We start from the raw sequence: 884 nt of genomic DNA, 5'->3' as shown, positions 1-884 counted from the left end.
AGGGCGTGTTGATCTTTCGTGAGTGTTTTTTGAACAGCATGGTAAAGAGTTATAATTTGCTTCGCCAAAAGTAAAACCATAACCAATACCATGCCAAGAACAATGCTAACTGATATTCGCTGGGAACTGCTACTCCAAGTTATGAAAAGTACAGGTCGTATTTACGATAAAACTGAACATCGAATGACATTTGAAGGAATACTTTATCGAATGAGAACAGGTATTCCTTGGCGGGATCTACCCTCTGAGTTCGGAGAGTGGAGTACCGTTTACAGACGATTTAATCTTTGGTCAAAGAAAGGGATTTTAGATAATCTTTTCAAAAGTTTATCTAACATGGCTGATTTTGAATGGGTATTTCTTGATGGCTCTATAGTTAGAGCACATCAGCATAGTACAGGTGCAGCTACTGAAAGTTCAGAGCAAATAGGAAAAAGTCGCGGGGGCAACTCAACCAAAATTCACTTAGCCGTAGATAGTGGTGGCCTGCCGATTTGCTTTGATTTATCAGAGGGACAACGCCACGATATAGTGCATGCCGAAAGCTTAGTTGAGCAACTCGATGAAGTTAATACCATCGTTTGTGATAAAGGATATGACAGCGAACCTTTCCGTACTTTTGTTAAGGAACGTGGCGGAGAAACGGTAATTGCTAAACGCAATTACGGACAAGATATAGACAAAGACAGTATGGATTGGTGTTTATACAAGTATCGTCACTTGGTCGAAAATGCCTTTGGGAGAATTAAGCATTATCGAGCTATTTCAAGTAGATATGACAAGCTAGAAAGGAATTATGCCAGCATGTTATCGCTGGCATTCATGTTAATGTGGCTACCGATGTATTGTTGAACGCGAAATGTACAGCAAAGATCAACACGCCC

At 40.4% G+C, this 884-nt stretch carries 1 protein-coding gene; it reads left to right on the top strand.

Going from position 1 to position 884, the window contains the following annotated elements:
• Positions 1-90: 90 nt before the first annotated feature.
• Positions 91-852, top strand: a complete 762-nt coding sequence (locus AB4161_RS22915; RefSeq protein ID WP_026028612.1) for an IS5 family transposase — start codon at positions 91-93, stop codon at positions 850-852.
• Positions 853-884 lie beyond the last annotated feature (32 nt).

The sequence above is a fragment of the Vibrio sp. 10N.286.51.E5 genome (assembly GCF_041469125.1).
Lineage (GTDB): Bacteria > Pseudomonadota > Gammaproteobacteria > Enterobacterales > Vibrionaceae > Vibrio > Vibrio crassostreae_C.
This window is presented reverse-complemented; position numbering and strand designations above follow the sequence as displayed.